Annotated in this window: 25 protein-coding genes; 10 read left to right on the top strand and 15 right to left on the bottom strand. The window is 58.9% G+C overall.

Going from position 1 to position 26,250, the window contains the following annotated elements:
* Positions 1–107: 107 nt before the first annotated feature.
* Positions 108–1,292, top strand: a complete 1,185-nt coding sequence (gene punC / locus QMX84_RS02205) for a purine nucleoside transporter PunC (RefSeq protein ID WP_282362992.1) — start codon at positions 108–110, stop codon at positions 1,290–1,292.
* An 85-nt stretch (positions 1,293–1,377) separates the two neighbouring features.
* On the opposite strand, the gene QMX84_RS02200 is transcribed toward punC, so the two are convergent.
* Positions 1,378–2,073: a pirin family protein gene (locus QMX84_RS02200; protein ID WP_282362991.1), complete on the bottom strand. Its 696-nt coding sequence runs from the start codon at positions 2,071–2,073 to the stop codon at positions 1,378–1,380.
* 269 nt (positions 2,074–2,342) lie between these two features.
* Here QMX84_RS02200 and QMX84_RS02195 point away from each other — a divergent pair, with 269 nt between their 5' ends.
* A complete protein-coding gene (locus QMX84_RS02195; RefSeq protein ID WP_282362990.1) occupies positions 2,343–4,817 on the top strand; it encodes a UvrD-helicase domain-containing protein in 2,475 nt (824 codons plus the stop codon).
* A 70-nt stretch (positions 4,818–4,887) separates the two neighbouring features.
* Here the strand turns inward: QMX84_RS02195 and QMX84_RS02190 are convergent, their stop codons facing one another.
* Positions 4,888–5,160 (bottom strand): DUF1652 domain-containing protein, encoded by a 273-nt coding sequence (locus QMX84_RS02190; RefSeq protein WP_153333092.1) that lies wholly within the window; start codon positions 5,158–5,160, stop codon positions 4,888–4,890.
* A 246-nt stretch (positions 5,161–5,406) separates the two neighbouring features.
* On the opposite strand from QMX84_RS02190, the gene QMX84_RS02185 reads away from it, so the two are divergent.
* The 4 genes from QMX84_RS02185 to QMX84_RS02170 are packed head-to-tail and all read left to right on the top strand — an operon-like array spanning position 5,407 to position 9,198.
* Positions 5,407–6,225 (top strand): helix-turn-helix domain-containing protein, encoded by an 819-nt coding sequence (locus QMX84_RS02185; RefSeq protein ID WP_282362989.1) that lies wholly within the window; start codon positions 5,407–5,409, stop codon positions 6,223–6,225.
* A gap of 49 nt (positions 6,226–6,274) precedes the next feature.
* Positions 6,275–7,681 (top strand): FAD-binding oxidoreductase, encoded by a 1,407-nt coding sequence (locus QMX84_RS02180; RefSeq protein WP_282362988.1) that lies wholly within the window; start codon positions 6,275–6,277, stop codon positions 7,679–7,681.
* A gap of 29 nt (positions 7,682–7,710) precedes the next feature.
* The gene (locus QMX84_RS02175; protein ID WP_048370089.1) at positions 7,711–8,052 is read left to right on the top strand and encodes a cupin domain-containing protein; all 342 of its coding nucleotides are present in this window, start codon (positions 7,711–7,713) and stop codon (positions 8,050–8,052) included.
* Between the two features lie 60 nt (positions 8,053–8,112).
* Entirely contained in the window at positions 8,113–9,198 is a 1,086-nt protein-coding gene (locus tag QMX84_RS02170; RefSeq protein ID WP_174479332.1) for a polyamine ABC transporter substrate-binding protein, read from the top strand.
* A gap of 86 nt (positions 9,199–9,284) precedes the next feature.
* Here the strand turns inward: QMX84_RS02170 and QMX84_RS02165 are convergent, their stop codons facing one another.
* From QMX84_RS02165 to QMX84_RS02140, 6 genes are all read right to left on the bottom strand, one after another.
* On the bottom strand, positions 9,285–10,259 hold the full coding sequence (locus QMX84_RS02165) for a D-glycerate dehydrogenase (RefSeq protein ID WP_282362987.1): 975 nt from the start codon (positions 10,257–10,259) through the stop codon (positions 9,285–9,287).
* A 5-nt stretch (positions 10,260–10,264) separates the two neighbouring features.
* The gene (locus tag QMX84_RS02160) at positions 10,265–11,560 is read right to left on the bottom strand and encodes an MFS transporter (protein WP_262125713.1); all 1,296 of its coding nucleotides are present in this window, start codon (positions 11,558–11,560) and stop codon (positions 10,265–10,267) included.
* Positions 11,561–11,617: 57 nt separating this feature from the next.
* A complete protein-coding gene (locus QMX84_RS02155; RefSeq protein WP_282362986.1) occupies positions 11,618–12,562 on the bottom strand; it encodes a sugar kinase in 945 nt (314 codons plus the stop codon).
* The gene (locus QMX84_RS02150) at positions 12,555–13,337 is read right to left on the bottom strand and encodes a TIM barrel protein (RefSeq protein WP_282362985.1); all 783 of its coding nucleotides are present in this window, start codon (positions 13,335–13,337) and stop codon (positions 12,555–12,557) included. Before QMX84_RS02150 ends, QMX84_RS02155 begins: the two co-directional genes overlap by 8 nt.
* An 83-nt stretch (positions 13,338–13,420) precedes the next feature.
* Positions 13,421–14,446, bottom strand: a complete 1,026-nt coding sequence (locus QMX84_RS02145; RefSeq protein WP_282362984.1) for a LacI family DNA-binding transcriptional regulator — start codon at positions 14,444–14,446, stop codon at positions 13,421–13,423.
* A 310-nt stretch (positions 14,447–14,756) separates the two neighbouring features.
* Complete coding sequence (locus tag QMX84_RS02140) at positions 14,757–16,391, bottom strand: methyl-accepting chemotaxis protein (protein WP_282362983.1); 1,635 nt, start codon at positions 16,389–16,391, stop codon at positions 14,757–14,759.
* A 241-nt stretch (positions 16,392–16,632) separates the two neighbouring features.
* On the opposite strand from QMX84_RS02140, the gene QMX84_RS02135 reads away from it, so the two are divergent.
* Both QMX84_RS02135 and QMX84_RS02130 read left to right on the top strand, forming a co-directional pair.
* Positions 16,633–17,460 carry an undecaprenyl-diphosphate phosphatase gene (locus QMX84_RS02135; protein WP_048370100.1) on the top strand — a complete coding sequence of 276 codons (828 nt, stop codon included), beginning with the start codon at positions 16,633–16,635 and terminating at the stop codon, positions 17,458–17,460.
* Positions 17,461–17,519: 59 nt separating this feature from the next.
* Positions 17,520–17,894 (top strand): DUF1294 domain-containing protein, encoded by a 375-nt coding sequence (locus tag QMX84_RS02130; protein WP_185059549.1) that lies wholly within the window; start codon positions 17,520–17,522, stop codon positions 17,892–17,894.
* Between the two features lie 16 nt (positions 17,895–17,910).
* Here the strand turns inward: QMX84_RS02130 and QMX84_RS02125 are convergent, their stop codons facing one another.
* Both QMX84_RS02125 and QMX84_RS02120 read right to left on the bottom strand, forming a co-directional pair.
* On the bottom strand, positions 17,911–18,255 hold the full coding sequence (locus QMX84_RS02125) for an MmcQ/YjbR family DNA-binding protein (RefSeq protein WP_048390862.1): 345 nt from the start codon (positions 18,253–18,255) through the stop codon (positions 17,911–17,913).
* A gap of 26 nt (positions 18,256–18,281) precedes the next feature.
* On the bottom strand, positions 18,282–19,190 hold the full coding sequence (locus QMX84_RS02120; RefSeq protein WP_262125719.1) for a LysR substrate-binding domain-containing protein: 909 nt from the start codon (positions 19,188–19,190) through the stop codon (positions 18,282–18,284).
* Between the two features lie 125 nt (positions 19,191–19,315).
* On the opposite strand from QMX84_RS02120, the gene QMX84_RS02115 reads away from it, so the two are divergent.
* Together QMX84_RS02115 and QMX84_RS02110 are read left to right on the top strand one after the other, a co-directional pair.
* Complete coding sequence (locus tag QMX84_RS02115; RefSeq protein ID WP_048390829.1) at positions 19,316–19,927, top strand: FMN-dependent NADH-azoreductase; 612 nt, start codon at positions 19,316–19,318, stop codon at positions 19,925–19,927.
* Between the two features lie 169 nt (positions 19,928–20,096).
* Positions 20,097–21,128, top strand: a complete 1,032-nt coding sequence (locus tag QMX84_RS02110; protein WP_153332713.1) for a dienelactone hydrolase — start codon at positions 20,097–20,099, stop codon at positions 21,126–21,128.
* On the opposite strand, the gene QMX84_RS02105 is transcribed toward QMX84_RS02110, so the two are convergent.
* The 5 genes from QMX84_RS02105 to QMX84_RS02085 all read right to left on the bottom strand — a co-directional run bounded on the left by QMX84_RS02105 (position 21,125) and on the right by QMX84_RS02085 (position 25,758).
* A complete protein-coding gene (locus QMX84_RS02105; RefSeq protein WP_262125721.1) occupies positions 21,125–22,309 on the bottom strand; it encodes an MFS transporter in 1,185 nt (394 codons plus the stop codon). The genes QMX84_RS02110 and QMX84_RS02105 overlap by 4 nt on opposite strands.
* Before the next feature lie 240 nt (positions 22,310–22,549).
* Complete coding sequence (locus tag QMX84_RS02100; protein WP_123748913.1) at positions 22,550–23,341, bottom strand: ATP-binding cassette domain-containing protein; 792 nt, start codon at positions 23,339–23,341, stop codon at positions 22,550–22,552.
* A gap of 18 nt (positions 23,342–23,359) precedes the next feature.
* The gene (locus tag QMX84_RS02095; RefSeq protein WP_282362982.1) at positions 23,360–24,097 is read right to left on the bottom strand and encodes an ABC transporter permease; all 738 of its coding nucleotides are present in this window, start codon (positions 24,095–24,097) and stop codon (positions 23,360–23,362) included.
* Positions 24,098–24,118: 21 nt separating this feature from the next.
* Entirely contained in the window at positions 24,119–24,835 is a 717-nt protein-coding gene (locus tag QMX84_RS02090; RefSeq protein WP_153329899.1) for an ABC transporter permease subunit, read from the bottom strand.
* 65 nt (positions 24,836–24,900) lie between these two features.
* The gene (locus QMX84_RS02085) at positions 24,901–25,758 is read right to left on the bottom strand and encodes a transporter substrate-binding domain-containing protein (RefSeq protein ID WP_262125723.1); all 858 of its coding nucleotides are present in this window, start codon (positions 25,756–25,758) and stop codon (positions 24,901–24,903) included.
* Positions 25,759–26,250 lie beyond the last annotated feature (492 nt).

Below are 26,250 nucleotides of genomic sequence, written 5' to 3'. Positions count from 1 at the left end.
CGAAATATTTGATGCCATCAGGCAATAATTCTCGCTTCACAAGGCAATCCTCAGCCGGATAATGCGCGTCAGTCAACAAATTGTTTGATGGCAAGTTTTGGGTGCACATGAAGAATTCTTTTGGTTTTACCTGTTATCTCGCCGGGCTGAGTATGCTCGGCTATCTGGCGATGGATATGTACCTGCCCGCTTTCGGTACATTGCGCAGCGAACTGGGCCTGTCGGCCGGGGCTGTGGGCGCGAGCCTGAGTATCTTTCTGGCCGGTTTCGCTTTTGGGCAATTGCTCTGGGGCCCGCTGTCGGACCGCCTGGGACGCAAGCCGGTGCTTTTGGCGGGCCTGACCATGTTTGCCCTGGGCTGCGTGGGGATGTTGTTTGTCGACAATGCCGCGCTGTTGCTGACCCTGCGGTTTATTCAGGCCATCGGCATTTGCGCGGCGGCGGTGACCTGGCAAGCGCTGGTGATCGATCGCTATCCGTCTGACAAAGCCAACCGGGTGTTTGCCGGGATCATGCCGCTGATGGGCTTGTCACCTGCATTGGCCCCGCTGTTGGGCGCCGTGGTGCTCAACCATTTAGGCTGGCAGGCGATTTTTGCGGTGTTGCTGGGGTTGGCGTTGCTGCTGATCGTGCCGACGTTGCTGCTCCAAGAAAAAACCCGCAGCGTGGTCAGTACCCCGCAAGCAACTCAGGTCAGCTACTGGAAGTTACTGTGCTCGGCGAGTTTTAGCGGCAACGTGATGATGTTTGCGGCGTGCTCGGCGAGTTTCTTTGCCTGGCTGACCGCGTCGCCGTTCATTCTGGGAGACATGGGATATAGCCCGAGTGATATCGGCTTGAGCTACGCCTTGCCGACGCTGGCATTTATGGCCGGTGGTTATGGCTGCCGCAGTGCCTTGCAGCGCATCAAGGGCCGCACGTTGTTACCGTGGCTACTGGTGGCGTACTGCGCGAGCATGGTGGGGTTGTATTGGGTGGCGACGCAAACCGAGCCGACGCTGGCGACCTTGCTGATACCGTTTTGCCTGATGGCGCTGGTTAACGGGGCGAGCTATCCGATTGTGGTGGCCAATGCGCTGATGCCCTTTGCCGGGAACTCGGGCAAAGCGGCCGGGCTGCAAAACACCTTACAGCTTGGCTTGTGTTTTCTGAGCAGCTTGCTGGTGTCGACCTACATCAGTCAGCCGCTGCAAATCACCGTCGAAGTGATGCTGGCGACGGCACCGCTGGCGGTGTTGGGGTATGTCATCCAGCGGCGCAAGGCTAATGCCGAGGCGCTTGCAACGTCCTGACCCCTCTATCGCCCTGTAGGAGCGAGCTTGCCTCGCGATCTTTTGATCTTCGAAAAGATCGCGAGGCAAATGTGAGTCGGTGATATCAGGCGACATCCACCAGCACGATTTCGCTGTCTTCTATCGCCGTCACCCGCAACATGCTTTCGTCGACAATGGCCACGCCATCACGGGCTTGCGCTCGCAGGCCATTGACTTCAATCACGCCGGTCGCCGGCACCAAGTAAGCACGGCGGCCGCTGTCCAGGCGGTATTCGGCGCTTTCTCCGGCCTTGAGGTTGGCGGCTACCACACGGGCGTCTGCGCGGATGCTCAGGCTTTCGTGGTCGCCCTGTTTGCCGCTGGCCAATGTCACAAAGCCTTCATGCAGACCCTTCGGGAACGGTTTGGCGCCCCATGATGGTGCCTGGCCGGCTTGATCAGGAATGATCCAGATCTGGAAGATCTTGGTCGGCGTCGATTCCAGGTTGTACTCGCTGTGGGCAATGCCGGTGCCAGCGCTCATGACTTGCACGTCACCGGCTTCGGTGCGGCCTTTGTTGCCCAGGTTGTCTTCATGGCTGATCGCACCTTCACGCACGTAGGTGATGATCTCCATGTCGCGGTGCGGGTGCTGCGGGAAGCCGGTGCCGGGGGCGATGATGTCGTCGTTCCAGACGCGCAGGTTGCCCCAGTTCATCCGTTTTGGGTCGTGATAACTGGCGAACGAAAAATGGTGATGGGCATCCAGCCAACCGTGGTGTGCGCCGCCCAGGGTGTTGTAGGGTCTGAGTTCAAGCATGATTCTTCTCCTGTTCAGGTCGCCGGAAGGGTGTAAATGGTTACCCGATTGATGATGGAGCTGATTCTCCTGCATGAACATATCGATAAAAAGCGCAAAAAATGCTTAAAAGCTATCAGCTAATTTGATGTTTCAGGTTGTCTGCCTAGTGGGGTTTACCTGCACAACAACCCCTAAGCAGCTGATGCTCAAGCAATTAGCTAGAAATCTGCGCGTAATGCGGCGACCATAGCCTTTGTGCCCAGACAGCCTCACCCCATGGAGTCAGCGTGACGCAACAGACCCCCGAAGTGCCCGAGCAACTTGTCCCCCAAGCCCAGCTACCCTGGCTAAAACGCCTGGCTGCTCGCCTGTTTGGCAACGGATTAAGCCGTTTGCGTGCCCAGCATGCAGCGTCGTGGTTACAAGGGCAGGCTGACGGATTTCGCAGCGGGCACACTTCAGGCTTCGATTACGGCTTCAAGGAAGGGCACACCGAAGGGCTGGAAGAAGGGCGGCAAGTGCTGTTTATCAGCGACACGCGCCCGCAGGTACTGCGTGCGCCGGGGATTGATGACAATTTGTTCGACGATTGGCGCCTGCCCTTGAGCCCTGAGCTGAAAAAGCAGATCAAGGCCGATGTTGCGGCGTTGTTGCCCGCGCACGCACAGCCCAGCGCGGCGCAGTGGAAGATGATCTTCAGTGACACCCCGTCGACCTCCGTGGTTGCTGGCGCCGGCGCGGGCAAGTCGACGTCGCTGGTGCTGCGCATCCTGTTATTGACCCACTACCTGGGCTTTGAACTTGAGTCCATGACCGTGGTGACCTTCACCCGTGAGTCGCGCAAAGACTTCATCAGCAAGCTGCAAGAGATTTTCGCTTTGTGGGGCCGCACCCTTAGCCTTAAAGAAGCCCGCGATGTGGTGCGGACCTTTCACTCGCGGATCTTGCCGATGGTGCGCAGCTTGCCCGGCTATGGTCAGTTGCAAGCCTTCGAAACCCTGAACTCGCGCAGCCTGCTGAGTGAAGACGACGCCGACAGCAACCCGTTTGACCTGCGCATCAACGACGCTCAGCGCCAGCAGCTCAATGCCTGTTACCACGGGCTGTACACCCGCGATGAGCGTTTTCGCGAAACACTGGCGCCGTTGTGTCGGCATGCCTTGCAGCTCAAGGAGCTGGAGCGTGATCACCCGGATGTGCAAAAACGCATGGCGGTCACCGAACTGGCAGCCAAGCGTGATGAAGAACTGTGCGACACCCTCGAAGACTTGTGGTTTGCCGCCGGGGCCTGGCCGATCAAAGGGATCGAGCCGAACCGGGAAACTCTGGAGATCAACGGCTCGCAGTTCCATTGCCACGGGTATATCCCGCAATTGGATGCCTGGGTCGTGCTGGGCTTTGATCCGCGTGAAAACCCGCAAATCTCTCGCCCCGGGGCCAAACTGACGGTTCGCGCAGAATGGGCAGTCAAGCGCACACTGTTTCGAGCTTTTTGCAGTAAGCCGCTGATTTGGTTGGAAAGTTATGCAGATGCCAAGCGAGTCATTGCTTCGCTGGCAGGGGATGCCAGTGCCGGGCCTGGTTTTGATTACAAGCTCAAGGGCGAACTGACTTCAGCACCGTTGCTCGACTGTTTTGTTGCGGCCGCCAGTTTTATCGAGAACCTGGGGCTCGACGTGGCAGCGGCGGTGGGCGAGATGCGCTTTGCCAAGGATGACCCGGACCGTTTCTTCTTTGAGGCCTTGAGCCTTTACTGGCGGGCGCTGGAAGACCACCTGTTGGCGCAAACGCCGCCGGTGATGACCTACAACCGCATGTTCTCGTTGTTTGGTGAGAACACGCCGCAGAACTTCAAGCTGCTGAGCCACGAGCAACTGCGGCCGTTGTCGCATTTGATGATCGATGAGTTCCAGGACGTATCACCGCAGATCGTCTCGTGGCTGCGCGCCAGCTTGCGTGAAATCCGTAGCCGTGGCCCTGCCATGCACGTCGGGCGGGGCGCCCAGCGTTCCTCGCTGCTGTGCGTAGGCGATGACTGGCAATCGATCTATGGCTGGCGGGGCAGTTCGCCCAAGTACTTTATGGAGTTCAATAAAGAATTCCCGTCGCCCGCGACCACGCGCGTGATGCTCAGCGATAACTTCCGCAGCCATCAGCACATCATCGACGCGGCTGAACACATCGTGCGGGCGGCGCCGTCGATTGCCGGTAAACGCGCCAAGGCCAGCGGCGAGCCCAAGCAGCCCGTGCCGGTGAATGTCCTCAATCGGGACGACCAGGATTTGGCGGCCCGATTGATCGAACACTACAACGCGGGCGATCGGATCTTAATGTTGTATCGAAAAAGCAGCGATAAGCTGTTGATTGAAAAGGATATACAGTCCGTAGTTAATGTGGATTCGAGGTTGGCGCCTGAAGATCGTCGGCTCAAACAGTTGACGTATCACAGCTCCAAAGGCCTGCAGGCCGACGCTGTTTTCCTGCTGGGCGATTGCCAGCATCTGACCTCGTCACCGTATAAAAATCAGGTCTATCGCATGGCGGGCCTGGGCAAGGACGGCGAGCCGGACCCTTACGATGCGGCGCAGAAGGACGAAATCCTGCGACTGGCCTATGTCGGCATTACCCGGGCAGTGACGCATTGCTATTGGTACCTGGAAAGCCAGGACGCCCAAGGGCCGAACATGCCCAAGGCCTCGGACCGGATACCCAAGGGCAAGGCGTTTTTTGAGGACCTACGCGCTTCAAAGGTCCCTGTGTAGGAGCGAGCTTGTCTCGCGATCTTTTGATCTTTAAAAGATCGCGAGGCAAGCTCGCTCCTACAGGGGCGTTTTACGCCTGCCACGCCAAAGGGGGGACGAAGCTTTCGAGTTCGTCTTCTACGGCCTGGATGATGCGTGCCACTTCCCCGGTGCTCATGCTGGTGGCGCAGGGGATGCCGGCAATGGCAATCATGGTTTCTCCGGTGGCGCGGTCAAACAACCGGGCAACCATGCTCTTGGGCGCGTCCATGGTCGCCTCGAAGCCAATGGGGTGAAAGTGCCAGCGCATGAGTTGGCAGGCGTTGGGGAAGCTGAATTTATCGATGGAGCTGACAGTTTTCATTAAGAGCGATTCCTTTTGCTCTGACGTGATGGCGAGGCGCTAACCTCTCCTTGAGTGTTTGCGAGTCTTTCGTGTTTAACCTAGCACTCATCAGTGATGGCGATAAGCCTTTTTTTGCATTTCGTCGGTTTTATGGCGCCAGTTTTGATGTGTGTCATGCGCTGCGGCAAATTTGGCTCCGTCCAGCTGTTATTGAAGCGTGTGGGTAAACTCGGCATTCTGTGTTTTTTGCCAGTTGAGCGTTCTATGTCACTCCCCGACGACGGCCCTGAACAGACCCAAGCGACTGGCGAAACGGTCATGCGCTACCACCTGTGCTGGAAGTACCGCGATCTGGACGGAGTGATGGCGCTTTATCATCCTGACGTGCGCTACCACGACTTCTTCCAGAACCGCGTCATGGTCCTCTCTGAATTGCGCGAGTACGTGCAAAAGTCCATGCCCAGGGCGGCAGATGAGGCGCTGGAACACAGCGACCGGATTCGTCTGGACGGCAATACCGCGTTCATTCAATACCGCATGACCTTGCGCGGCAGTCAGGGGCTGGTGTCGTTTCGCGCCAGTGAAGCCATTACCGTGCGCGACGGCCTGATCTGGCGCGTCAATGAATACGCCTCGCTGGTGCATGAGGCTGCCCATGACACCGCACAACAACCGCCGCTGCGCCCGGCGGTCAGTCGCCTCGGGCTCTCAGCCCGGCAATTGAGCTTTATGGCGCAAGACCTGCAAACCTACTTCGAACGTCAGCAGCCCTATCTCGACCCCGAACTGGACCTGCAACAGGTGGCCAAGGCCTGCGGCTACACGCGCAACCAGATGTCGTATTTGCTGAACAAGGTGCTGGGCCAAAGCTTTTATCGCTATGTGAATCAAGCGCGGTTGCGGCATGTGCTGGCGGCGATGGATGCGGCGGTGGCACCGGTCAAGGTAGATGAGGTGGCGTTTTCGGCGGGGTTCAACTCGATATCGGCCTTTTACACCTGTTTTCGCCAGCACACCGGCCAGTCACCCAAGGCCTACGCCAAGCAAATTTCTTTGCGGGCACGCACGCAAGACGCTGGCTGAGCACTGACGCTAGGATCGACCCATTCTTGAACCCAAGGTGGAGTCGGTAATGCCTGCATGGCGCGCGATCAGTTTATGGATGGACCAGCTTGAGGAAACCCTGACGCCTCGGCCCTCGCTTGAGCACGACCTGGAGGTCGACGTGCTGATCATTGGCGCTGGCTACACCGGGTTGTGGACCGCGTACTACCTTAAACGCCATGCCCCCGAATTGAGCGTCGCCATTGTCGAGGCGCAGACCGCAGGTTTTGGTGCGTCGGGCCGCAATGGCGGCTGGCTGATGGGCAACCTGCTGGGCGAAGACCGCTTGCTTGCCGGGCTCTCGGCCGCACAACGACGCGCATCATTCGACTTGCTGCACGGCATCCCGGACGAAGTCAAAAGCGTGATTGATCGCGAGGGCATCGACTGCGACTACCGCAAAGGCGGCGCCTTGTACTGTGCGGCGCGTTATCCGGAGCAAGAAGCCAGCATGCGCCGATACTTGGGCAAATTGCATGCCCAAGGCTTGAGTGACGCCGACTACCGCTGGCTAAGCCCTAATGAGCTGGCGCAGCAGATCCGGGTTGCCAAACCCTACGGCGGTATCTTTACACCGCACGTGGCAACCATTCACCCGGCCAAGCTGGTGCGTGGGCTGGCCCGCGCTGTCGAGCGCATGGGCGTGCAGATATTTGAGCAAAGCCCGGTGACTGATTGGCAGCCCGGCAAGGCCCGCACGGCCAAGGCGCAGGTTCGCAGCCGCTGGGTGGTACCCGCAGTGGAAGGCTATGCCAACACCCTGGCGCCTCTGGGGCGTTATCAGTTGCCGGTGCAAAGCTTGATTGTCGCCACCGAGCCGTTGTCCGAGGCACTGTGGGACAGCATCGGCCTGTCGCACGGGCAAGCCTTTAGCGAGAGCAGCCGCCAAGTGACCTACGGCCAGCGCACGGCGGATAACCGTCTGGTGTTCGGCGCGCGCGGGGGCTACCAGTTTGGCGGGCGCCTGCGGGAAAACTTCGACCTGACTGCCAGCGAAATAGAGCTGCGCCGCTACCTGTTCGGTGAACTGTTCCCGCAATTGAAAAACGTCGAGATCAGCCATGCGTGGGGCGGAAACCTGGGGATGTCGCGGCGCTTCCAGCCGCACATGCTCTGTGACCGCCAGCAGGGCGTTGCGCTGGCCGGGGGCTACGGCGGTGAAGGCGTGGGTGCCAGTCATTTGGGCGGCCGAACCTTGGCCGACCTGATTCTGCAACGGGACACGGCAGAGGTTAAACAGCCTTGGGTGTTAACCGAAGGCGGGTTGAAAGCGCTCAAGGCCTGGGAGCCCGAACCGTGCCGCTGGTTGGGTTACAACGCGATCATTCGCAGCTTTGTGTACGAAGACAAAACCCTGGCGAATCTTAATAGCCCGCCGTGGCGTCGGCAATTTGCCAGCCGTGTGGCGGGTTTTATGGAAGGTTTCATGCAGTAACCCTTGTTGTCTTGATCAGGAAGTTTTTTATGAGCATCACGCACTTTAAAAACACCGCCCATGCTGTGCTGCAAGAGTCCTTCCCGGTGGCTGTGCCGCTGGGAACGCCAGTGTCGGTTACCTCGGTCACCTGTGTTGAGCGCACCGATGGCGTCGAAACCGGAATCTGGGAGTGCACGCCGGGGCGCTGGCGTCGGCAAATCGTCCAGCAGGAGTTTTGCCACTTTATTCAAGGCCGCTGCACTTTCACCCCCGATGGCGGTGAACCCCTGACTATAGAAGCGGGCGATGCACTGATGTTGCCTGCCAACAGCACCGGTATCTGGGACATCCAGGAAACCGTGCGCAAGACCTATGTATTGATCTTTTGATCGCTTAACACTGCCGATACCTGCCTATAAAAAAGCTGCCCAAAACATGCTAGGAATCGAATCATGAAGCGTATGACTACCCTGTTGCCCCTAATGCTGGTTGGTACGTTGTGTCAGGCCGCCGAGACGGTGAAGGTCTACAACTGGTCGGATTACATTGCGCCAGACACGATGAAGAATTTTCAACGCGACACCGGCATCGGTTTTACCTATGACCTGTTCGACAGCAACGAGACGCTGGACGGCAAGTTGATGACCGGCAACTCCGGGTATGACGTGGTGTTCCCGTCCAACCACTTCATGGCCCGGCAGATTGAAGGCGGGGCGTTGAAGAAGCTCGACAAGAGCCAATTGCCCAACTGGAAAAACCTCAACCCGGTGCTGCTCAAGGCGCTGGAAGTCAACGACCCGGGCAATGAGCATGGCTTCCCTTACTTGTGGGGCAGCACCGGGATTGGCTACAACGTGGCCAAGGTCAAAGCGGTCTTGGGTGATAACGCGCCGGTCGATTCCTGGGACTTGATCTTCAAGCCCGAGAACATGGCCAAACTCAGCAAGTGCGGCGTTGCGATTCTCGACAATGGCCCGGAAATCCTCCCGGCTGCCCTGAATTATCTGGGCTTGCCACCCCACAGCAAAAACCCGGATGACTACAAGAAAGCCGAAGATTTGCTGATGAAAGTCCGGCCTTACATCAGTTACTTCCATTCCTCGAAATACACCAGCGACCTGGCCAACGGCAATATCTGCGTGGCGGTAGGCTTCTCGGGGGACATTTTGCAGGCGGAGACCCGGGCTAAAGAAGCGAAAAATGGCATCGAGATTGGTTACTCGATTCCCAAGGAAGGGGCGGCGATCTGGTTTGACATGGTTGCCATGCCCGCCGATGCGCCAGACGAAAAAGCTGCGTACAGCTTTATGAACTACTTGCTGCGCCCGGATGTGATGGCGGGCATCAGCAACTACGTGCATTACGCCAACGGCAACCAGCAGGCGGACGCGTTGGTCAGTCCTGAGATCAAGGCCGACACCAAGGTTTACCCGACGCCAGAAATGATGGGCAAGTTGTTCGCACTCGAAGCCATGCCGCTAAAAATTGACCGGGTCCGCACCCGCGTGTGGACCAAAATCAAGGCGGGCGAGTAACTCCCTCTCTGTAGGAGCGAGCTTGTCTCGCGATCTTTTCAAAAAATCAAAAGATCGCGAGGCGAGCTCGCTCCTACAGTTTCAGCTCAATTCACCCGATTGGCAGGGCGTTCGCCGGCCAGGGCGGCCAGCAGGTTATCGACGGCGCAGCGTGCCATCGCTTCTCGGGTTTCAACGGTAGCCGAGCCGATATGCGGTGTGGCCACCACGTTGTCCAGTTGCAGCAACGGCGAGTCCACTTCCAGCGGCTCGCGTACAAACACATCCAGCCCGGCGGCGCGGATCTGGCCCTGTTGCAGGGCCTTAATCAGCGCCGCTTCATCCACTACTTTGCCCCGCGAGATATTGATAAAGATGCTCTCGGGGCGCATCAGGGCGAACTGTTCAGCACCGATCAAACCCTCGGTTTGCGCCGTCAGCGGCAAGGTCAGGCACACAAAGTCGGCTTCTTGCAGCAACTCGTTGAGGCTGCGGTAGCGCGCATTGAAGCGCGCCTCAACCGCAGGCTTTGGCGAATTGCTGTGGTAGATCACCGGCATGCCGAAACCAAAGTGACCGCGCTGGGCGAGAGCTTCACCAATGCGGCCCATGCCGATAATGCCCAGGGTTTTGCCATGCACGTCGGTGCCAAAAGATTCGGGCCCGATGTTCTTCAGCCACTGGCCATTGCGCACCTTAATTGCCAGTTCCACCACGCGCCGGGCGCTGGCCAATATCAACGCAAAACCGGTGTCTGCCGTCGTCTCGGTGAGGACATCCGGGGTATTGGTGAGGATGATGTTGCGCCGGGTCAGGTAGTCAATATCGTAGTTATCAACGCCCACGGACACGCTGGCCACGGCTTCAAGCTTGGGGGCCAGGTCGAGCAATTGCGCATCGAGTTTAAGGCTGGCGCCAAGTAAGCCGTGGGCGTAGGGCAGAGCGGCGCGCAGTTGCTCCAGCCCTTGGGCGTCGAGGCGCTTGATCAGCGTGACGTCTGTTTCGGCTTGCAGGCGCTGCATCAGCGGTTCAGACAGTTCTTTGTACAGCACGACGTGTTTTTTCAAGGGGTTCACCGACATTCAAATCAAGAGTGGGCCAAGCGCTGCGGGGCGCGGCGTTTAGGGGCAACCGGATCTTTGTGCGTTGGGGTGAGCATCAAGGTCAACAGCACCGAGATCAGCAGGGCGCCGCTCATCAGCAGGTACGACGCGCCCGGCGAGCCGGTTTCGCTGTTCAGGTAACCCACCAGATATGAGCCGCCAAATGAGCCCAAGGCGCCCATACTGTTGATCAATGCCATGGCGCCGCCTGCCACGTTAGCCGGGAGGATTTCCGGAATGATGGCGAAAAATGGGCCATACGGCGCGTACATGCAGGCCCCAGCAATCACCAGCAATGTGTAAGACCACCAAAAGTGCTCGGCGCCCAATGCGTAGGAACCGTAGAAGGCGATAGAGGCAATCAGCAGCGGTGGCCAGACAAAGCGTTTACGCTTTTGCAGTTTGTCCGAGCCCCACGACACCGCGAGCATGCCGATCACGGCTGCCAGATAGGGCAGGGCCGAGAGCCAGCCGGCTTCGATCATGTCCATGTGCGCGCCCTGTTTAAGGATCGACGGCAGCCACAGCACAAAGCCGTACACGCCGATGCTCCAGCAAAAGAACTGCAAGGCCAGCAGGATGACTTTTGGCGAGCGGAAAGCCGCCGCGTAGTTCTTCACCGGGGTCATGCCCACTTGCTCGGCATCCAGCGCGCTTTGCAGGTCTTGCTTCTCTTGCTGGCTGAGCCATTTGGCATCGCTTGGGCGGTCATCCGCCAGGCGCCACCAGATAAACGCCCAGAACACGGCAGGCAAGCCTTCAACAATAAACATCCAGCGCCAGCTGTAATGCTCCACCAGATAGCCCGACACCACCGACATCCAGAGCATGGTTACCGGGTTGCCAAGGATCAGGAAGGTATTGGCGCGCGAGCGTTCGGCACGGGTAAACCAGTGACACAAATACACCAGCATGGCGGGCATTACCGCGGCTTCAACCACGCCGAGCATGAAGCGGATGGCGATCAGGCTGTAGGCGTTGGACACCACGCCGGTCAAGGTGGCGAGCCCGCCCCAGAGAATCAGGCTGACAAAAATCAGCTTTTTGACGCTGTTGCGTTGCGCGTAGACCGCTCCGGGGACCTGGAAAAAGAAGTACCCCAGAAAGAACAGTGCTCCCAGCAACGACGACAGGCCGGGGGTGATGTTGAGGTCGGCGGCCATGCCCGAAGCGGCGGCAAAGCCATAGTTGGCGCGGTCCAGGTAGGCCAGGCTATAGGTGATGAAGACGATCGGCATGATGTACCACCACCGGCGGGTGGCGAGTTTCAGTGAGTGCATGGTGATGCTCCTGAGCTTGTTGTTTTTGTCGCAGCAGGTAACGGGTCGAGCAAAAAATCAGGCGGCGGTTGAGAACTGGTTGAGTTCAGCGCGGGTCGGCAGGCCCTCCATGTCGCCACGGCTTTGCACGGCGCGACTGCCGATCCAGTTGCCGCGTTGCACCGCTTGGGCAAGGCTGAGGTTTTCCAGCAGGGCGCTGATCACCCCCACGGCAAAGCCATCGCCCGCACCCACGGTGTCGATCACGTGGGCGACAGGCACGGCGGGCACAAATTGCTCGGTAGTGGCGGTGCGCAAGAACGCGCCTTTAGCGCCGAGTTTGATGATCACCGCCTCGGCGCCTTGGTCCAGATAGAACGCGGCAATGTCTGCAGGGGCGTCGTAGCCGGTGAGCAGGCGGCCCTCTGCAAGGCCTGGCAGCACCCAGTGCGCGTGGGCGGCAAGGGCGTTGATGTCGCGAATCATCTGTTGTTCACTGGCCCATAGCGACGGGCGCAGGTTCGGGTCAAACGACACACTTTTACCGGCGGCGCGCATCGCCCGCATCAGTTCAAAAGACAACTCATTGCAACTGGCTGAAAGCGCAGGCGGGATGCCGGTGGCATGCAAGTGTCGGGCGCTGATCAACGCGTCGCTGATCACCGAGCGGTTCAGGTGGCTGGCGGCAGAACCCCGGCGAAAGTACTCCACGTACGGGTCGCTGCCGTCATCGACGCGCGATTTAAGTTGAAAACCTGTGGGGTGCTGCGGGTCAATCGCCACATGCTGGCAGTCCAGCCCTTCGCCTTGCAGGGTGTTGAGCACAAAGCGCCCGAGGGAGTCAGCCCCTACGCGGCTCAACCAGTTCACATTGAACCCCAGACGGGCCAGGCCAATGGCCACGTTGCTGTCCGCGCCGGCGATGCGTTTGTGAAACGTCTCGACCAAGGCCAGGTCGCCGGTTTGCTCGGCCACCCACATGGCCATGGTTTCGCCAAATGACAACACATCGACGTTAGACATAGCTCGGCTCCTGTTGGGTGTGACTGAGTCGGGACAGAACCTGTACGTGTTGGCGGGTCAGCCAGGTCAGGTCGTTGCCTTGCAGCGGGTATTCGACGGCGCGGGGCAGGCCGTGGGGCATGTGACCCATGAGCTGTTGCCAGGTTTGCAGGTCGGTGGCCGTCGGCGGGGTGGCAATCAACTTGCCATCCGGTCGTCTCGCCACGCCTTTGCAATGCACATAGGTCACGTGGCGGCCCAGCAGGCGCGCGGCGGTACTGGCCGACTGGTCTTGCCACTGCCAGTTGCCAATGTCGAAGGTCATGCTGACGGGGGCTTGCAGTTGCTCGACGCTGTCGAAAAAGCGCTGCATGGGCTCGATGCGCCCGCCTTGGGAGGTTTGGTCGTTTTCCACCAGCAAGCGTACGGACTGCTGCTCAAGGCAGGCGGCCAGCTGGCGCATGTCGCAATGCTCGGTGAAGTACCCCAGTGAGACCTTCAGCCACTTGGCACCGAAGGCCTGGGCCCGTTGCAGGGTTGGCAGCAGTTGCGGGTTGGGACGTGACTGACCGGCGTCCCACAGTTCCATCGGCGATGAATACAGGCATTCCAGATCGTGCTGATGAACAGCCAGGCTAAAGCTGGCCGGGTCTTCGCCGGTGAGCAACTCTTCGCGCAGCTCGATACGTGTGGCGCCGGCTTTGGCCAGCAGCTCGATGAAACTGGCTTGGCCGCGTTCGCGAACAAGGTCGGCGCCGTAGCTCGACAGGCTGATGGAAACGGGAAATGTGTTCATTGTTATTGCTCTCTGAAACCGGTTTCATTTTTGTACAGCGTTAAGGGCTGACGACCGGATAACGGCTGTCAGCCCCTCAAGCGTCAGGGGGTAGCGTGTTGTGTTGAGCCGCGAACGATCAGGCGGGCGGCGAAGTCCAGGTTGTGCGCGGGGCCGGTGTCACCCTTGAGGCGCCTGAGCAGGCAGTCGAACGCGCTGGCGCCGATCTGTTGTGTCGGTTGGGCGAGGGCGGTGATGCCGCTGCCCACCAGCGCAAACCAGTCCAGGTCATCCAGGGCGATCAGGCCAACGTCTTCGAACAGGCGGCAGTTCAACTCGCGCAAAACCTGGGTGCACGCCAGGGCGGCCACGCCGTTGGAACAAAAGATGGCCTTGGGGCCGGGACCAGCCGCTTGCAGAAATGCCTGGATATCGGTGTTGAGTTGCGGGCCGGTTTGCACCGCTGCGCCGCTGAGCGACGGGTGTTGGGCCAAGTGCTGATTGAAGCTCTCGATACGCTCGCTGCGTGAGCTGGTGCCGTCAATCGGCTCGCTGACCAGCAGTAGATCGCGATAACCCTGCTCTTGCAGGTGCTCAAGGGCCATGCGCACGGCACCGGCGTTGTCGAGGCCGACCATGTCGCTGTGCAGTTGCTCGACTTTTCGGTCGATAAGGACGATGGGCATCTCTTGGTGCAGCGCTTGCAGCGCGTCAGGATGATGGCCAAGGGTGTTCAGAATCAGGCCTTCGATGTTGTAAGAACGTAGCGCCGCGAGGTGCTGATGCTCTTGCTCATCGTTGCGGTCGGTGTTGCACACCACCAGGTTGTAGCCGTGCTGGCGACAGGCGGTTTCAACGCCATGCATCACCGCAATCGAATAGGGGTTGCGAATATCGGCCACCAGCATGCCGATCAGCCGGGTACGGCCGCGCTTAAGGCCTCGGGCCATTTGATTGGGGCGATAGCCCAGCTCGTTGATAGCGTGTTCGATACGTTCAGCGATGGCCGCGGACAACAAGGCCCGGTCTTCACCGATAAAGCGCGACACACTGGCCTTGGAGACGCCAGCGCGCCGGGCAACATCAAGCATGGTCACGCGGGTGCGCTGGGCTGCAGAAAAACTGTTCACGGCCTGAAACCTTTTATTGGTGTTATCGCAGGCGGTTTCGATCAGAGGGCGATGAAACCGGTTTCAGGAAAACTCAAATCACCCGGTGTCGTCAAGTTTTGCGTGCACTCGATTTCAATAAACCGCTGAATGACCGTGGCGGGGATCTGGGTAGCAGTTGACGAGCTGTGCGAGGCTACGTCCGATTGCGAAGCGATCGCAAATACCCAAACCCCGATTAATCTGGCCAAACAGGTAAGGCCTTTTGCGACGACTACGTCATCGGACGTAGCCTCGCACAGCTCGTCAACTGCTACAGGTTTTGCAGGGTTTACACCTTGAACTGGCCCAATAATCCGTTGAGCTGCACGCTCAGTTCCTTGAGGTGAGCGCTGTCGGCACTCGATTGTTCGGCAGCCTTGGCGGTGTTTTGCGAAAGGCCGGCGGCCTGGGTGACGTTTTGGTTGATGTCCTCCACAACGTGCGCTTGTTGCAACGTGGCGCTGGCGATCGATGCGTTGAGCTCGTTCAGGTTGCTGAGCGCCTGGCCGATGGTGGTCAGGCTGTTGCCGGCCTGGGTGGCTTGTTCGATGGTCGCTTGCGACGCCTGGCTGCTGCTGGCAATCACATTCACGGCTGCGTCGGAGTGCTGCTGCAACGCTTCAATCATGGTCTGGATTTCAGCCGTGGATTTTTGCGTGCGCTGGGCCAGCAAGCGCACCTCGTCCGCGACCACGGCAAAGCCGCGACCCTGTTCACCGGCACGCGCCGCTTCAATGGCCGCGTTCAGGGCCAGCAAGTTGGTCTGTTCGGCAATCGAGCGGATCACTTCAAGCACGCTGCCGATGCCGCTGCTTTGCGTGGCCAGCGTGCGGATCACCTCGACCGCCTGATCAATGGTGATCGACAGTTGGTCGATCTGCTTCAGGCTGCTGTCGATGTTCTGCTGGCCCAGCTCGGCCTGGGTCTGCGCACCGCGCATTTCGCCGGCTGCGTGTTCGGCGTTTTTGGCCACCTCTTGCACGGCGTAGGTGACTTCGTTGATCGCCGTGGCGACTTGATCCATCTGCGAGGCTTGCTGCTGGCAACGTTGCTGGGCTTGCGTCGCGTCGTTGCCGATCTGCGTCGAAGACTGTTCCAGCGCCGTGGCGGTGGACTGCAAGTGGCGGATGACCGTGCGCAGCTTGGTGGTGAAGGTGTTGAAGTGCCGGGCAAGCTCGGTGACTTCATCGCGCCCGTGGGTGTCGAGGCTGCGGGTCAGGTCACTTTCGCCGCTGGCAATATTGGCCATGGCCTGCACCGCCTCTTTTAACGGGCGGGCAATGCTGCGGGCGATCAGCCTGACCAGCACGACCATGATCAGCGCAATCGTCAGGCCGGCGACACTGGCTTTCCAGACTTGCGCTTGAAACTCGGCCTGCATGTCGTCGATGTACACCCCGGAGCCAATCACCCAGCCCCATGGCTCGAACAGCTGCACATAAGAGGTTTTTGCCACCGGCTCGTCAGCGCCGGGTTTGGGCCAGCGGTATGCCAGGTTGCCTGAACCTTGGGTCTTGGCCAGTGCGACCATCTCATTGAAGATCGCAACACCGTCCGGGTCCTTGATGGCAGACAGGTCTTTGCCGTCGAGTTTGGGGTTGGTCGGGTGCATGACCATAAAGGGGCGCAGGTCATTGATCCAGAAGTAGTCGCCCTGGTCATAACGCATCTTGCCGATGACCTGCAGCGCTTGTTGTTGCGCGACATCACGGCTTAACGATCCGGCAGTTTCAAGGCCATGGTAGTAGTCCAGAACGCCACTGGCGGCTTGCACCACGTGCCGGGTTTTCTGCGCTTTGCCTTCATTCAAATCGTCATGTATCTGCTTTAGCATCAGCAAACCCAACGCCAGCAGCATGGCCATTGCCACGATCAAGATCAGCCACAGACGCTTGCTGATGGACAACGTGCGCAGGGTATTCATACAGCGGTCACTCCTTTGTTGTTCTTGTTGTCAACGCTCGCACTCAGAGCAGCGAAAGTGGAACGTGTCTGATAGGATCTCGGCCGAAATTCAGAAAGCTGAATCTTTATTGTTTTCTGACAGTTATTTCACATCCCGTCAGTGAACATGCAACACCCGCAACCACGGGTCGGCACCGGTTGCACACACTTACTTTTTGGCTAATCAGCGCGGCATGACGCCGCGCTTTAATGGGGGAATGATGGATCTTTGGACTGCCGCACAGGCGTTGATACTCGGTGTCGTTGAGGGCCTTACGGAATTCTTGCCGGTCTCAAGCACTGGCCACCAGATTATTGTGGCTGACTTGCTGAACTTCGGCGGCGAACGCGCCATGGCGTTCAACATCATTATCCAGCTGGGCGCCATTTTGGCGGTTGTCTGGGAGTTTCGCCGCAAGATCCTCGACGTTGTCGTGGGTTTGCCGACGCAACCCAGCGCGCGCCGTTTTACCGTCAACCTGATCATCGCTGTCCTGCCAGCTGTGGTGTTGGGGGTGATCTTCGCTGACATGATTCACGAATACCTGTTCAACCCGATTACCGTGGCCTCTGCCCTGGTTATCGGCGGTGTGATCATGCTCTGGGCCGAGCGCCGTACTCACGTCATTCGCGCTGAAACCGTAGACGACATGACCTGGAAAGACGCGGTCAAAATCGGTTTTGCACAATGCCTGGCGATGATCCCGGGGACCTCGCGTTCGGGCTCGACCATCATCGGCGGCCTGTTGTTCGGCCTGTCGCGTAAAGCAGCCACCGAGTTTTCGTTCTTCCTGGCGATGCCAACCATGGTCGGTGCGGCGGTGTACTCGGGTTACAAGTACCGTGAACTGTTCCAGCCTGACGACTTGCCAGTATTCGCCATCGGTTTTGTCACGGCGTTCATCTTCGCCATGATCGCGGTCCGTGCGTTGCTCAAGTTCATTTCCAACCACAGCTATGCCGCGTTCGCCTGGTACCGCATTGCCTTCGGCATGCTGATTCTGGCGACCTGGAAATTCGGCTGGATTGACTGGTCGGCGGCAGGTTGAAAACCTCGGCCAACGATCGGCGCGGCTCGGCAGGTGTGCCTGAGCAGCCAGCTGGGCCAATGCGCGGCGTGAAGCTCAAGCTGCTGGCGTTACTGCTGCTGTGCGCGATGCCGCTGGGAGGCTCGCTGAGCCTGTTGCTCACCGGCATCACCCGGGTGCCTCTGCTTGTTTATGGCGTGGCCAGTGTCGTGGCGTTCATCCTTTATGGCTATGACAAACAGCAAGCCCGGCATGGCCGCTGGCGCACCCCGGAAAAGCTCCTGCACGGTGTTGAGTTGCTGGGAGGCTGGCCGGGTGCGCTGGTAGCCCAGCAAGTGTTTCGCCACAAGACCCGCAAGGTGTCTTTTCAGGTCTGGTTCTGGTTGATCGTGGCCGTGCATCAAGCGGTCTGGGTTGACGTGCTGTTCTTGAAAATCACCTTTCTGAACCTGTAAGCGGCTGCTATGAGCGTCAGATCAATAAGCCGATCTGACGCTTTTTCGGCAGTTTGCCAACCACCAATTGGTGGGATCGGCGCAGCAAGTCTTGCAGTTCTTCAGCGCCCATCGGGTAAGGTGCCTGCATGTTGATCCAGTGGGCCCGCGCCAGATACGGCGAAGGGCGTATCCCAGGACGATCGATGTAACCCAGAAACAATTCTTTCTCGACCTTGAACGACAACCCGTTGCTGTTGAGGTTGAACAGGGCAAACATTTTGCTCTGATCGATATAGAACACTTCAACCCCGCCCCATTTCACATCCTCCTTGACCCCCGGCAGGCTGCGGCAGAACTCGGCTACCTGTTCCTTGGACATGATTTTTTGCGTGTTGGACGTGCGCGTCATAGGGTTTTTTCTCCGCAGCGTTCGAAGGTATCAGCCAAATGTTCGATCCAGGCCCGCACCGCTGGCATGACGCCACGCCGGTGCGGGTACACGGCTTGCAGCCAGCCGCCGGGCAGTGACCATTGAGGCAGGAGCTGCACCAGCTCACCGGTTTCAAGCTCTTGCTCGCAATACATCAAGGGCAGCACGGTGAAGCCTAGCCCTTGCAGGGCGCAGGCTTTGCGCACGTTAAAGTCATCAATGCCCAAGCGTGCTTCCAGCACCATGTCTGAGGCTTTGCCGTGCTCATCGAGCATGCGCAAATGCACCATGCGATCGGCCTCAAGCGCCCCCAGCACCGGGGCGTTTTTGAGATCGTCCGGAGTCTTGATTGCCCACTGCTCAGCGAACGCCGGGCTGGCGACCATGACGGTCACCGCCTTGCGCAAACGCCGCGTCACCAGCAGCGGGTCTTCATCGCCCAGTTCGCGGACGCGCATGGCCACGTCAATGCCTTCGGTGATCAAGTCTACGCGGCGGTTGAGCAGGCTGACTTCCAGTTGCACATGGGGGTAGGCGCGCAGAAAAGAGCTGACCACATCGGGCATAAACTGATGGGCCAGACCCACCGGGCACGAGACCCGCAGGCGCCCTCGGGGCTCGCTGGACATGCTGGCCACGGCCTCGTCGGCCATTTCGGCTTGCAACAGCATGGCCTGGCAATGACTCAAGTAGCGCTCGCCAACGGCGGTGAGCTTTAGCTGGCGCGTGGTGCGCTGCAACAGACGTGCACCCAGGCGCTCTTCAAGTTCGGCCACACGCCGCGACAGGCGTGACTTGGGGATGCCCAACAGACGGCCCGCTGCCGCAAAACCACCGGCTTCGACCACTTTGGCGAAGTAGTACAGATCATTAAGGTCCTGCATTGCTTTTCTCACTGTCCTACAGGTGGGACGAACTATCGCATGCTCGCTGACTTATCGTCGATTGCTTTCATCGGTAGCATCACCTTCACTTGATCGCCTGAGGCGGTCTTAATTTGGAGATCCGCATGAAACTTTTGCATATCGATTCGAGCATCTTGGGCGACAACTCGGCTTCGCGTCAGCTGAGCGGTGAAGTAGTCAAGGCTTGGCAAGCGGCTGAGCCGAGTGTTGAAGTGAGCTACCGCGACCTCGCCAGCGAAGGCATTGAGCACTTCTCGGCGGCCACCCTGGTGGCGGCTGGCACCCCGGCTGAACTGCGTGATGCGGCGCAAAAATACGAAGCGCAATTGAGCGCAGACACCCTGGCGCAGTTCCTGGCCGCGGATGCAGTGGTTATCGGCGCGCCGATGTACAACTTCACCATTCCAACCCAACTCAAGGCCTGGATCGACCGTATTGCGGTGGCCGGTCAGACCTTCCGTTACACCGAAACCGGCCCGGTTGGCTTGTGCGGCGGCAAGAAAGTGATCGTGGTCTCGACCTCTGGCGGCATTCACTCGGGCCAGGCGACGGGCGTTGCGCACGAAGAGTATTTGAAAGTGTTGCTGGGTTTTCTCGGCATCACTGATGTTGAGTTTGTTCGTGCGCAGGGCCTGGGTTATGGCGATGAAGTGCGCAGCAAAGCCCTGAGCGATGCTCATCAGCACATTAGTCAGGGTCTGTTCAGCGCCGCGTAAGCTGCCCTGTAGTGCCCGCATAATAAAACTCTGTATTCTGGATACCGTCATTGGCCAGAGTACGGAGTTTTTTGCATCTGGCTTTAATGGCTTGGGTTATGCAAAGAAGTGGGTAACCGTCTTTTTTCATTGCCTGCTGCAAGCTGAGCGCTATTAAAGGTAAGCCGCCATGATGCGTCTATGCGCTGTCGTGTTTCTCATAATGGCTAGTTGCCCTGTGCTGGTGCACGCCGAGCCACTGAACCAATGGAGCGTGGGCTTTCATCGCCTCAGCTTTCTGGACCCGGTGGACGGCCAGCCTATGAACGCCATCGCCTTCTATCCGTCTACCGATGACGAAGTCCACAGCCGCATTGGCGTCTACGACATCGATGCCAGCGAAGATGCCAAAATTGCCATCGGCCATTACCCGTTGCTGGTGCTGTCCCATGGAAACGTCGGCACGCCGCTGGCGCTGCACGACCTGATCACCGCACTGGCACGCAAAGGCTTTGTTGTCGTCGCGGTGCTGCATCCGGGTGACAACTTCAAAGACCACAGCCGTACCGGCACCCTGAGCAATCTATACGGGCGGCCGATGCAAATATCGGCGGCGATTAGCGCCGTGCTGGATGAAAACAGCCTGTCTGCTTACGTCGATGCGGATCAGGTCGGAGTGATCGGCTATTCGGCAGGTGGTGAAACGGCGCTGATTCTGGCTGGGGCCGAGCCTGACTTGAACCGACTGCGGCGTTATTGCCAAGAGCGGCCCGATGACCACGATGCCTGCACGACCCAAGGTGAACTGATCGCTGATCGGGATGATTTGTTGCCCGTCGCGGACCCGCGTGTGCGTGCGTTGCTGTTAATGGCGCCGCTGAGCCTGATGTTTGGCCGCGACACCCTGGCCCAAGTGCATGTGCCGGTTTTGTTGTACAGCGGCGAGGGTGATCAAACCGTGTTCCCGGACAAAAATGCCGAAGCCCTGGCGCGTAAATTACCGATCCCCCCTGAGTTCAATCTGATCCCCGGCGCTGGACATTTTGTGTTTCTGGCGCCTTGCTCGGATGAACAGCGCGCAACCATGGCCTGGGCCTGCACCGATGCTGACGGGGTTGATCGTGAGGATATCCATCGCGATTTGATTTACGAATCAGGGCGCTTTTTCAGTAAGGCGCTGAATAACAACGCCCACACACTGTTACGTACCGCAGACCACTAGCGGGCCCGGCGCGAGAGCCCTAGGGTAAGCAGCAGGCCCGCAATGCACATCAGTGCTGCGCTGAAGAAAATCCAGGGATACCCCAGGTTCAAGGCGATGGCGCCCATCAGCGGCCCGGCCATGGCCAGCGCCAGATCAAAAAATACTGCATAAGCGCCCAAGCCTGCACCCCGGCTCGAACTGGGGACTTGCTTGACCGCCTCAACGCCCAGGGCCGGGTACACCAGTGACAGGCCAAACCCTGCCAACCCGGCACCGATCAAGGCATAGCCGGTAGACGGCGCGAGCCACAACAGCACCAGCCCCAGGGTTTCCATGGCCATACAGGTCATTGCGACGCTGTAGCCACCCAGGCGGTTAATGCTGTTGGTGAAAATCAGCCGGGACAGGATAAAACACACGCCAAACACCGACAGGCAATAGGCGGCGCCCGTCCAGCCCCGGTCGATATAGAACAGCGTGATAAAGGTCGTCAGCGTGCCATAACCAATAGATGCCAGCATCAGGCTGAGGCCATAGGGCGCGATCAGCCCCAGCACCGACCAAAAGGACAGGCGCACCCCGGCGATCACCGGCGTCGAGGTTTTGTTGCGGATGGTCAGCAGTGCCAGCAACGCCAGCCCCAGCAGCGCAATGCCCAGGCTGGAAAACCCCAATGTGTCGATCATCAGCACGCCCAGCGGGGCACCCAGGGCAATCGCCCCGTAAGAGGCAATACCGTTCCAGCCAATGGTGCGGGCGGTGTGTTCCGAGCCGACTTGCGCGATGCCCCAACTGATCGTGCCGACACCGATAAGCCCTTGGGCAATGCCCAGAAAAATGCGCCCGACGATCAAAATACCAAGGCTCAGCAGCGGGGAGCTTTGCAGCATAACGGCGACGTACGTGAGTACGCCGCTGATGGCGATGCCGATCAGGCCGTACACCACCGCAGGCTTGGTTCCGCGTTTGTCGACGATACGCCCTGCCGAAGGACGCGTCAGCAGGGTGGCGAGGTATTGCGAGGCGATGGTCAGGCCGGCAACCACAGCGCTGAAACCCAATTGGTCATGCACATAGCCCGGCAAGACCGCGATGGGCAAGCCAATGCAGATAAAGGCGATAAAGGTGTAAAAAACAATCGACAGGATTTGCAGCGTAACCGACAGAGAACTCGGATGAGGAGGGTGTTGCGCAGACATGAGCAGCGGTTCCGGCTGGCGTTTGGGCGCCGCTATGATGGCGTGCCTGCCGGTTAAATGAAAGCAGGCTAACGATAGTTCGTTTGGAGCACCCTTTTAACCTCGTGAGCCATAACGCCGATCGGTTCAAGCCCCGCCTTTTTCCAGTGATACGCAACCCCGAATCGGCAGCAGCTTATGAGTTGCTCCAGTAAGGGGTTGCGCAGGGTTTCGCCGCGTCGCATCAGGCCCGGGACCTGTTTATTCGGCACTTCTATCGTTATGGCTAGAGACGAATTGGCGAAAACGTTCGGTGGGCAAGCCTTCGAACAGTTCCGTCGGCGTGCCCTGAGCGTCGATCAAGCCGCCGTGCATGAACACCACCCGATTCGACACGTGCCGGGCAAAGCCCATTTCGTGTGTGACCACCAGCATGGTGCGGCCTTCTTCGGCCAGTGAGCGCATCACTCGCAACACCTCGCCCACCAGTTCAGGGTCGAGCGCCGAGGTGGGTTCGTCGAACAGCATTACTTGCGGGTTCATCGCCAGTGCGCGGGCAATTGCGACCCGTTGTTGCTGCCCGCCGGACAGGTGCGCCGGGTAGTAGTCCTTACGCTCGTACAGGCCGACCTTGTGCAACAGGGCCTCGGCCTCTTCGATGCATTCGGCGCGAGGGCGTTTGAGCACACGCATCGGGCCTTCTATCACGTTCTGCAGCACCGTCATGTGCGACCACAGGTTGAAGCTCTGGAACACCATGCCCAGGCTACTGCGCATGCGCTCGACCTGGCGGTTGTTGCTCGGCGTTTGACGGCCGTCGACATGCTGTTTCATCTCGATCACTTCACCGTTGACGCGGATGATGCCTTGATCGGGGGTTTCCAGCAGGTTGATACAGCGCAGGAACGTACTTTTACCGGACCCGCTGGCGCCGAGGATCGAGATCACGTCACCTTTGTGTGCGTCCAGATCAATACCCTTGAGGACATGGGCGCTGCCGAAGGACTTCTGGATGTTAGTGACCGACAAGGCTGAAGCGGACTGAATGCTCATGGCAGGCTCCGTATCAAATCAGGAATGGGAAGGCAGTGAAGGGCTGGATTTTTTTGCGACGTCTGCGGGGCGTTCGCGCAAGTGTGGCGAGAGGCGATATTCGAGCCAGGCGACTGCACGCACCACCAGGTAGTTCAGCACCAGGTAGATCAGGGCCGCGCAAATGAACACCTCCATGGTGCGGTAGGTGCGCTGGATGATCTGCTGGGCGACGCCCGTGACATCCCAGACCGTCACCAGGCTGGCGAGGGCGGTGGATTTGACCAGCAAAATGGCTTCGGTGGAGTAGGCCGGCAAGGCCTGGCGCAGGGTCACAGGGGCAATGATCCGGTACAGCAGTTCCCAGGGCGACATGCCAATGGCCTTGCCGGCCTCGATCTGACCTTGGGGCACGCTGAGCAGGCCACCGCGGATGATTTCTGCGGTGTAACCGGCGGTGCACAAGGCCAGCGACACCACTGCGCAGCCATAAGGTGAGCGCAGCACGACCCAGGCAAAGCTGTCGCGGATGGCCGGGAACTGGCCCAGCCCGTAGTAAATCAAGAACATTTGAATCAGCAGCGGCGTGCCGCGAAACAGCATGATGTAGAACCGCGCCGGGTAGCTGAAAAACCACCAGCGGCTGACCCGCAGGCTGACGATGCCGACCGACAGGGCAAGGCCGAGCACCAACGAGCAGAAAAAGATCGACAAGGTGGTGGGCAGGGCGGCCAGCAGCTTGAGCATGGTGTCTGCGAGGAACGGAAAATCAATCATAGGTGTCGCTCCCGACGCGAACTAGACTGGGCTGCGCTGCCGCGTACGACGCACGCGAGCTTCAGCCATATGGAACAGCCGACCGGATAGGCCGGTGAGAATGAGGTACAGCGCGCCCCCGATGATGTAGAAGGTGAAATATTGGCGGGTGGACCCGGCTGCGACCTGACTGGCGCGCATCAATTCCACCAGACCGATCACGGAAATCAGCGCGGAATCCTTCAAGCTCATTTGCCAGACATTGCCCAGCCCCGGCAGCGCGTAGCGCAAAATCTGCGGCACCAGAATCCGTTTGAAGCGCATGGCACGGCTCATGCCGATGGCCATCCCGGCTTCCAGCTCGCCCCGCGACACGGCAATAAAGGCGCCCCGGTAGACTTCCGCCTGATAAGAGCCGGAAATCAGCCCCACCGCCAACGCCCCGACCAGAAAAGGCGGCACGTCGATATAACCTTCGCCGCCGAACCAATGGCCAACAGCCGTCACCACACTGGCCCCGCCAAAGTAGAACAGGTAGATCACCAGCAACTCGGGAATCCCCCTGAACAGTATCGAGTACAGATTTCCCAGCCCGCGCAAACTGCGGCGGCGGGAGAGTTTGGCCGCCGCCACCAGGCTGCCAAATACCGCCCCCACCAGCAGTGCTGCGAGGGTCAATATCACGGTCATGCCGGTGGCCTTGAGCAGCGCCATTCCCCAACCTGAGTCACCAAAACTGAGTAGCTGCAAGAGGTTCATAGAGGATCCCACGTCTAAAAAGGGTTAAGCAGCCCGGCACGCTTCACGTTGCCGGGCCGTTCAGATCATTGCTTGGGGGTCAGGTCCTGCTTGAACCACTTCTCGCTCAGGGTTTTGATCGTGCCATCAGCCATGGCTTCCTTGAGGGCGGCGTCGAACTTGGCTTTGAGCTCCACGTCGTTGTGGCGAAAGCCCAGTGCTTCGCCTTCACCCCAGATCGGGCCTTTGATCACCGGGCCGGTGTACACCAGTGACTTGTTCTCCGGCTTGTCCATGAGCGAGTTGAAGAAGGTCACGTCATCAAAGGCAACGTCGATTCGCCCGGATTGCAGGTCGAGGATGGCCTCGGACGAGCTGCCGTATTCACGGATCGTCGCTACATCCTTGAAGTTTTGATCAATGAACGAGGTGTAAATGGTGCCGGAGGCGATGCCGATGGTTTTGCCCTTAAGCGCCTTGCGCAGATCTTCAATGCCCGCCCGGATTTCCTTGGGGTCGGTGCCCAAGGTGATGGCCGCGTCAGTACCGGTTTTACCCGGCAGCAAGTCGGCTTGCAGGGCGACGAAACTGGCCGGGGTCTGGGCGTAAGGCGTAGAGAAGGCCATGACCTTCTGGCGTTCGTCGTTGATGACAATGGCGTCCATCAGCACGTCGAATTTGCCTGCGTTGAGGCTGGCGATCATGCCGTCCCAGTTCTGCACGACGATGTTGCACTTGAGCTGCATGCGCTGACAGATCACGTCCATCAGTTCTGGCTCGAAGCCGCTGATTTTCCCGCCTGGCAGTGTCAGGTTCCAGGGTTCATAGGCGCCCTCTGTGGCGATATTGACCGATGTCCACTCTTTGGCCTGGAGTGCCGGAGCACAGGCCAACACCATTGCACTGAGCGCTACAGAACCCAACCAGCTTGATTTGTTCGACATCTTGGTACTTCCTGTCTAATCAATTGAGTGTTGCGAACTGATCCGGCTCAGGCCGAATCGCCAAGGTCGGTACACACCGTTTTTTCTGGGATTGCAAACGGATGCAAACCGGTACTAAGCCAGTGAAGGCGAATGCATTTTCCACGCCGACGTCCCGGGCCATCTGACGGATATTGTTGCCGTGGTTGAGCGTTGGAACGTCCATTTATCTGTCACTCGACTCGATCAAACCAAACCCGCTGGGTAGAGAGGTACGTGCGAACATGTATTTGCTTGTACATACAAGCATATGCAATCAATCGGCCAACTTGATTTCTCATCGATCAATCCGTTTTGAGTTCAGTAAAAAGGTTTTAAAAACAGTGAGTTATGGGTGTTTATTGGTTGCGGGGTTTTTATCTGGCAGTGGCAAGACGGAGGCTTGAGTCTGAAAGTGCACCACGGTGGTACGAACGGTGACAGTGTGGATTAAAGTGGTGCGCGATGAGGGGT

Source organism: Pseudomonas sp. PS01297 (genome assembly GCF_029959305.1).
In the GTDB taxonomy this organism is placed as follows: domain Bacteria; phylum Pseudomonadota; class Gammaproteobacteria; order Pseudomonadales; family Pseudomonadaceae; genus Aquipseudomonas; species Aquipseudomonas helleri.
This window is presented reverse-complemented; position numbering and strand designations above follow the sequence as displayed.